General features: G+C 34.5%; 4 protein-coding genes. 2 read left to right on the top strand and 2 right to left on the bottom strand.

Annotation, left to right across the window (positions count from 1 at the left end; translation table 11 throughout):
* Nucleotides 1–579 (bottom strand): ATP-dependent metallopeptidase FtsH/Yme1/Tma family protein (locus F6K22_RS25045; protein WP_363274383.1); only part of this gene is annotated, 579 nt, incomplete at its 3' end.
* 248 nt (nucleotides 580–827) lie between these two features.
* Here F6K22_RS25045 and F6K22_RS25040 point away from each other — a divergent pair.
* Complete coding sequence (locus tag F6K22_RS25040) at nucleotides 828–1,373, top strand: NADPH-dependent FMN reductase (protein WP_293104206.1); 546 nt, start codon at nucleotides 828–830, stop codon at nucleotides 1,371–1,373.
* A gap of 1,715 nt (nucleotides 1,374–3,088) precedes the next feature.
* Entirely contained in the window at nucleotides 3,089–4,117 is a 1,029-nt protein-coding gene (tilS, locus tag F6K22_RS25035; protein WP_293104204.1) for a tRNA lysidine(34) synthetase TilS, read from the top strand.
* 279 nt (nucleotides 4,118–4,396) lie between these two features.
* Here tilS and hmpF read toward each other — a convergent pair whose 3' ends face one another.
* The gene (gene hmpF, locus F6K22_RS25030; RefSeq protein ID WP_293104201.1) at nucleotides 4,397–6,136 is read right to left on the bottom strand and encodes a pilus motility taxis protein HmpF; all 1,740 of its coding nucleotides are present in this window, start codon (nucleotides 6,134–6,136) and stop codon (nucleotides 4,397–4,399) included.
* Nucleotides 6,137–7,415: the final 1,279 nt, after the last annotated feature.

Raw genomic sequence — 7,415 nt, 5'->3', positions numbered from 1 at the left:
TTCCATCTGAAAACGAGCCCTAGACTTACCAAAATTTAAAGCATTTCCCTGAGACTGACTAGAGCGACGCAAAATTGTCAGTAGTATAAAAATGACCACAAAAATGATGAGTATATTAAATATAATCCCCATAGCAACGCTATTGTCAGGAGAGCGCTTCAGCTCAAAGTTAATTTTTTGGGCACGGACTCGATCGAGTAGTTCCGGGTTATAGTCAAACATATTAACTATGTACATTGGCTCGTTGCTCTTTTGCCCTTTCAGACTAACTTTAGCAATTCCTTGAGAAGGATAGGCATCTATTTCTGTTACTTCTCCTGCTTTAATTTTCTCTAATAGTTGACTATAGCTAAGATTTTTTTGCGTATTATCAGCAAAAGCTGGAGTTCCTAATAAGACTCCTTGAGCAATTATCCCAGTAGCAAAAATTTTCCATATCAGTTTTCTACTTAATTTTTTACCAGGAATTTTACCAAGAATAGTTTTTTTCTTTTTGGATTGAGTTTGGCATAATAATGAGTTGTGGTGATTCATTCTCTTTGGCTCATTGGTTTTAATTTGTTGCCAGAAATTTTTCATTATCTTTAATAGTGGCCTTTGATCCCGATTAAGTGTATATATCTATATAAATAGCGTATTTCAAAATTGAGGTTTGTTGATTAGCTCTGTTACTTTTTTCAATCGTACTTATTACGACTAGGACTTACGCACCAGATAACATATATAGCGTTAAAAACTATAACGTTATAGTTTTTGAACTCTATATATAGTACCTTGCCCTAAGTCCTGACGACTTTAACTTTTAAAAATATATTTGGTTAAATAGAATGGTAAAAATTGTGGGAATTAGTGGTAGTTTAAGAGCTGGTTCTTATAGTCAGCAAGCTTTAGAAATAGTAGCTGAAAGATTAGAAGCGATAGGTGCTGAAGTAGAAATATTGGATTTACAGACTCTCAAACTCCCCTTTTGTAATGGTGAGAATGAGTATCCAGAATATCCAGATGTCGAAAAAATGCGGGAAACTTTTAAGCAAGCTGATGGTCTGATTTTATCTACTCCAGAATATCATGGCAGCGTCAGTGGTGTGTTGAAAAATGCTCTTGATTTAATGAGCTTTGAGCATTTAGATGGAAAAGTAGCAGGTTTTATTAGTGTTTTAGGAGGTCAATCAAATAGTAATACACTAAATCATTTACGATTAATTCTGCGATGGGTTCATGCTTGGGTAATTCCAGAGCAAATTGCTATTGGTCAGGCTTGGAAAGCTTTTTCTGATGACGGTAAAATATTGGATGAAAAATTATCAGAACGTTTTGATAAATTGGCTCAAAGTTTAGTAGAAAATACTCGAAAAATTCGAGGTTGTAGTTAACTTTAGCAATATCAAAATCCTGAACAAATCCTGAACAGCTAAAACCAATTTAAACTGGGTTTTATTCAGTTAATTTAACTATCAAGCTTGATGATTATTTTTCATTAAGTATTTAGCCGTTAGCTTTGAGCTTTCAGTATAGATTATACCGTTTATCAAAAGTCTGGCTATACTTGGAAGCAGGCAAAAATAACCTTGCTTTATAACTGAAGTTAGCAAATATCGAGTATTTGCTCCAACAAATAATATGCGCGAAATAAAAAACCTAAGTATAGCAAAGTTTATGGTAATTGGTATTATACAGGTGAGGTACAAATATTAACATTAAAATCTATACAGTACGGGCATCTTTCCCCCTATCTCCTGACTGAGATGAAATTCGCTAAAATTACTAAGTCTTTTCTTGAAAGAAGAAACTCTTATATCAAATCTGGTTGAATACTTATTTTATATAGTTGGGGGAGTAGGGTAGCAGGATAAATTGAAGCACAGTATAAAATTATAAACGTGTATTAGATATCTTGAATAAGAAAAAATAAGATAAATTATTATACAGAAACCATCAATTATTTCCCTCTTAGACTTAACTCCCTTCTTTCTGGAAAAGTCTATTATATAACTGGATTCAATATTATTGATATATTTCAGATAATATCAAATCCGCTTGCTTTGGAGTTCCGCAAGAAACCAGGTTCACTAGAATTAGATATTAGTATGGTAGGGTATTTAATACAAATCCGCTTGCTTTAGAGTACCGCAAAAAACCAGGTTTATAAGAATTAGATATTAGTATAGTAGGGCATTTAATACAAACCCGGTTTATCTACTTATTTTACCGAGAAATTGTGGTCACTAGCCTCCCCTTGGATAGGAGAAAAAGCGGTCGGAAAGCGGAGCATTCCGTAGGATGGGATGGCGAGGTCTCCCGAAGAGTGGAGAGCAGCAGAGCTTTTCATGTCGCTCCGCGAAACGCCATATCCAATCGACCAAGACAGCGGTCGGAAAGCGGAGCATGACCTTAGGATGGGATGGCGAGGTCTCCCGAAGAGTGGAGAGCAGCAGAGCTTTTCATGTCGCTCCGCGTTTCGCTTTCCTAGGTCATGCTAAAGCAAACGCGACATGAAAAACGCGCGTTGTGCGGAACGCTAAACGCCATATCCAATCTCCCCTTGAGAAGAAAAAATGTTTTCCTTTGAGTCAATCCTATCCGTTTTCTTTCGAGAGGTAATTATTAATTATTAATTATTAATTATTAATTGTTGAACGATACGACCGAAGTTGACATAATTTCTAGCATAAATAAGTAGCTATTCAGTTAATACAACACTTCTTAAAAAAATCTAATTCATCAAAAAAACTGAGACTTGATAATAGCTGAATTTTTACTAATTTTCTACTATAAATAATATTAATTCCAATAATCAAAACCATCCAAATTATATCAAATCCTCTTGCTTTAGAGTCCCGTAATAAACCTGGTTTATAGGAAGTAGATATTAGTATAGTGGCGTATTTAATACAAACCCGCTTCCTCTACTTTTTGATAACGATACTATAGCAATCCTAAATGATTTGTGATAATTTTTATAATAGTTAAGATTGACGAAAAACCTTGAAAATTCTGACTCCTAATTACCACAAAAATATTACAATTGTGCAGAGGATTGCTATACCAGATTTAATATTATCCTTTCAAATCAAATAAATTATGTCTAATGAATCAATCTCCCAATCAAAATTGGACACAACTCCATGACCAAATACATCAAACATTACGTCAAAGAAAATTATTACCAGAAAATCAAAGAATATTAATTGCAGTATCCGGCGGTCAAGACTCACTATGTCTAACTAAATTACTATTAGACTTACAATCAAAATGGAATTGGTATTTAGCAATTGCTCACTGTGACCATAAATGGCGATCTGACTCAGAAGCTAATGCTAATTATGTCAAAAAATTAGCCACAAATTGGCAACTTCCATCTTATATAGAAACAGCAAATAAAGTCTATAAAAGTGAAGCAGAAGCCAGAAAATGGCGTTATCAAACCCTAAGTAAAATTGCTAATAAATCTAATTTCCAATACATTGTAACTGGCCATACAGCCAGCGATCGCGCAGAAACTCTTCTATATAATCTAATTCGTGGTAGTGGTACTGACGGTCTCCAAGCCCTAACTTGGCAACGTCCCCTGGCAGAAAATTTCTCCCTCTTACTCGTACGTCCCCTATTAGAAATTACTCGTAGCCAAACAGGTAACTTTTGTCAAGAGCAAAAAATCGCAATTTGGGAAGATTCTACAAACCAAGATTTACGTTATGCTCGGAACCGTATTCGCCTAGAATTATTTCCTATCCTACGCCAGTTTAACCCTCAAGCTGAATTAGCATTGGCACAAACAGCAGAAATACTTAGTGCTGAAGTCGAATATTTTGAAAATGAAACAGAAAAGTTATTAGAGAAAGTAACAAAAATAGATATAGATAATCTCAATATTTCTCAATTTGAGTCTCAACCAGTCAGATATATCATCAATCGTTTAGTATTGCGTGAAGTTCCTCTAGCATTACAACGTAGAGTAATGAGACACATCCTACACAAAGTTTTACCTACAAATCCTAACTTCAGTCATATTGAAAAGCTAACAGCTCTAATCAACGCTCCCAACCGTTCCCAAACAGACCCCTTTCCTGGAGGAGCGATCGCCAAAGTTCAAGATCCGTGGATTATTTTAGTATAACAGGACTTACGCAGAGGTACTACATATAGAGTTAAAAACTATAACGTTATAGTTTTTAACGCTATACACATGGTCTTTGCGTAAGTCCTATATAAATTCAAGATATTTAGTATAAAAAATTACCGAATAATTAAGGTTTAAAGCCTCTCCTTTCCTTTAAAGGAGAAACAAGAAAAAATTTTCATGATTAGTCAATCCTATCAGTTTAAAGGAGAGGTAATAATTAATTATTAATTATTAATTATTAATTATTAATTGTTGAGTACTCCTAAGTTAATCTTATTCAGGTTGCACAAGAATACTTTGGAGAACTTGCCCTAACTGAGCCACCTGTTCACCAATACCTTGTACTTGATTTACTCCACTTGCTACTTCTTCAAGTTGCTGTCTCAATTGTTCTAAATAACCTTCCAGAGGTAGAATTACTTCTTGATAAATAATTCCACTTCCACCCTCTGTATTTGCCCTCTGCTTTTCCCTTAAACTCAACTCTAACTGCTCAATTTCATTTCTTTTAACTGCTTGTTGCTGAGTTTGGCCATTAATCATTTCTTCTTTTTGGCTAATTTCAGTTTGTATTTGTTGAATTTCAGCTTCTAACTTTTGTAACTCTTCCGTCAATTGCTGTCTTTGAGTCTCAACTTGTGATAGTATAGGCTTCATATCTATTTGATTCGACTGTTCTCGATCGGAAGAATTACCCAACCGACGCCAAAGAACTGCTTGATGCTGACTTAATATATCTTGTCTCTCCTTAAGATTTCTTTGAGAACCCACTAAAGATTCATTTAACATTCTGTAGCGGTCTTTCTCATCTGAAAGTTCTGAGTCCAAGTTAATTCTGTCATATTCACTAGCTTTGTCAATTCTTCTTTGTAAAGCATCCATTTCTTGCTGTTGTAGTGCCAACTCCTCTTCCTGATCTTTAACAAAACTCATATCCCTTTGCAAATCTTGTTGCAAACTTTGTACCAGTTCTTCTAACTCATGAAGAGACATCTTTTCCAAAGCTTCAACATCTACTTTATGAGTAGTACAATCATTCTCCAATGCTGTGACTAAATTACTCAGTTGCCCATAAAGTTGTGTCTGTGTGCCAATTTGTGCATTCAATACTTGACCATACTCTTGCTTACTTACCAGTAAAGTTTGTTGAACTCTCAATTCCGCGCTACTCTGGGCCAAGGATTCCCGATCTTGTCGCCATTCTATCCATTGGTTTTGGACATGATTAGCCAAACTCTCGATCTCTTCATGCTGTGTATTGGAGGTTGTGTTTGTTGTATTCTCCCACTGTTGTCTATGTTGCTCTAGAGTTTCCTGTTGAGTATTAACTATTTCTAAGGATTGACTTAACTTTTCTCCCAAAAAATTTGTCGGAGTTACGGCTTCAGTCAACCAAATCAATAAATCTTGAATATATTGAGATTGCTCCTCATCTAAAACTGCACCTTGAGCTAATTCTCCCTTATGTTGCTCAAACTCCTCTTGTTGCCTTTGTAACTCTAAACGTGCTGCTTCTAGTTCTGCTCGGTTTTGCCCTATCTGTTCCTGGAGTTGCTGAGATTCTTCTTGGGCTTGACTAATTTCCTGACGTTGCTCCTCCAACTTATCAATTTCAGCTTGCAGCTCTTCAAGTTGCTCCTCCTTAGCCTGTAATTCCATTTCTCGGCGATTCAGTTCTTGGGCTTGAAAAGTAAGAGATGCTTTCCATTGCTCAATTTCTTCCCATTGTGTCTTAGACTTCTCTTGGGAGCGAGAGAAATTTTGGAGAATTTTCACTAACTGACGTGCAGCATCTTGAATTTGCTGCACCTGCTTATTATTATTCAAATCTACTAGCACCAATGCACCAGGAGAAAATTCCTTAGCTTCATCAGCCGGAATAACTTCTTCACCAGGTACAGCAGCCCAATTATGTTCGCCGCGCTGACAAGCTAGCAACTTCAAATCAGTTCTACCACCACCCAGACCACCAAAACCTGTTGGCCTTCTTTGTACTTCTGCTAAATATAGCACACTGTTATCCTCTTGAAGTATCTATACTAAAAGATTTATTTTCATAACTTATTATGTTACCACCGAAAGCAGGAACAATTACTATACTCATCTGAAATATCAGGAATGAGAAAATTATTTAACTTTGCTTCTAGGATGAATTTTACAAACAGGTAAATTTATTAAACTATGCTTTTCTTATTTTAACCAACATACTATATTTAACCAGTACAAAGTTACCTTTTTTTGACTTATAGGGAACTTAGGCAATAGTTATAAATGTTTCAATTAGAGTGTTTTATTCTTTATTTAGTTAGAGTTATTAAATTGTAAGTATTCAGTTTTTTAATTAACTAGGATACGCATCTAATGTTACACCAAGTCGAGGAAGGATTTTGAATTTCGAGGATGTGAGTAATCTCTAGCTTGTCAGTAAGTAAAGGTATAAAATCAGGATTTTCCGGAGCATTCTGATAGAATAGCAATCCCATCTATCTACTTTAAGAACAAAACAATATTACTCAGGTAAGTAAGAATATAAATCATAAAATAGGGGGGTAATTAAACCGCATTCCAGAGTTGATGAAGTACAGTAGCAGTATCTTTAATACAAGTTTTTGAAGTATCGAATTAAGGTTTCATTTTTGCTTTTGCAAATCTACTATAATCACTGTACCACATTTACATAGAATAGGCTGTAAGTAGAGGGTGGTAAATTTTGTGCTTTATTGATCGTCAAATTGTAAATTAATGAAAAATCACTTATATCAGTGGCTTGAGGCGTTTTATGGCTAAATATGTAACGTCTTTTTTTTAGCTCGATCTACTTAATTGTGTCACTTTATAGGTAAAGATATTGTTGATATACAAACATATAAACCAGAGTTTAAAAAGTCACATCAAATTTTTTCACCCCAATCAAACTTGACAATAAACAAATATTTGGTCTTAATTCAATCTATATTGAAGAATCAGAACAATTAGCCTCTGAAAAAAATAATCTTGAATATTTAATTTATAGTTATCAAAAAATCATGTGCAAATACGCAAATAAAGATTCAGATAAAATTCCTGTAAGTTTAAGTTAATAATCTTGACTATTTGTGGAATAGTGAAATTAAGAAGAGAAGCATTTACTTTCTTGGCATAAATACTTTTCATACCATTCATAAAAAGTAATGCTACACTTGGAAAGTGCAAAAATAACTATCAAAATAAAAAATAATATTAAATACTTAATATATATAGCGTTTCTCAAGTTAGTGAGGTGCAATTGTTTGTCTTATTTTCTATTCCCTGT

This window comes from Okeania sp. SIO2F4 (genome assembly GCF_010672385.1).
In the GTDB taxonomy this organism is placed as follows: Bacteria; Cyanobacteriota; Cyanobacteriia; order Cyanobacteriales; family Microcoleaceae; genus Trichodesmium.
Note: the sequence above shows the minus strand (reverse complement) of the source record. Positions and strands in the feature narration are given on the sequence as shown.

Excerpts from the sequence above, each read along its gene's own strand:
- F6K22_RS25040 (WP_293104206.1), top strand. The coding sequence starts at position 828 with ATGGTAAAAATTGTGGGAATTAGTGGTAGTTTAAGAGCTGGTTCTTAT.
- tilS (WP_293104204.1), top strand. The coding sequence starts at position 3,089 with ATGAATCAATCTCCCAATCAAAATTGGACACAACTCCATGACCAAATA.